The sequence below is a fragment of the Arsenophonus sp. ENCA genome (assembly GCF_002287155.1).
Classification (GTDB): Bacteria; Pseudomonadota; Gammaproteobacteria; order Enterobacterales; family Enterobacteriaceae; genus Arsenophonus; species Arsenophonus nilaparvatae.
Genome location: NZ_NHNG01000546.1, coordinates 1 through 682, shown reverse-complemented (window position 1 = coordinate 682; position 682 = coordinate 1). Strand labels below are relative to the sequence as shown.

Sequence of the window (682 nt, the reverse complement as noted above, 5' to 3'; positions counted from 1 at the left end):
TTATCGGTAAAGTATTGATAAAAACCAACGCCATGTTTCTGGCCGAAACGCTGATGATTAAATAGAACAGTAATAGCATCTTGATCAATTTTTGCCATACGCTCTGGAAAACTGTCAGCCATAACTTGTTGGGCGTGTTGCACGGTATCAAGACCAATAACATCAATCAAATGAGCCGGTCCCATCGGCCAGCCAAATTGTTTTTCCATGATCTTATCGATTTGATAAAAATCAGCACCATCTTGTAATAGTAAATTAAAGCCAGATAAATAAGGGAATAGTACACGGTTAACAAAAAAACCTGGACAATCATTGACGACGATAGCTGTTTTACCCATTTTATTCGCATAGGCAGTTATCATATCGATAGTTCTGGTGCTGGTTTTTTCGCCCTTAATGATTTCAACTAATGGCATTCGATGAACAGGATTAAAAAAATGCATGCCACAGAAATTTTCCGGCCGCTGTAAAACACTAGCTAATTTTGTGATGGGAATAGTTGAAGTATTGGAGGCTAATAGAGCATTTTGATTTAATAATTTTTCTGTTTCGGCTAAAACGACCGTTTTGACCTTTGGATTTTCAACCACCGCTTCGACAATAATTTGCGCATTTTCAATTCCAGCGTAATTTAGCGTTGGAGTAATTGAAGATAATATCTTCGCCATCTCTAGCGCTGAAA

1 protein-coding gene is annotated in these 682 nt (G+C 37.7%); it reads right to left on the bottom strand.

Annotated features, from left to right (window positions below; genetic code table 11):
• The coding region (locus CBG25_RS14190) for a 3-hydroxyacyl-CoA dehydrogenase NAD-binding domain-containing protein (protein ID WP_290607411.1) at nucleotides 1-682 on the bottom strand (682 nt) is incomplete at both ends.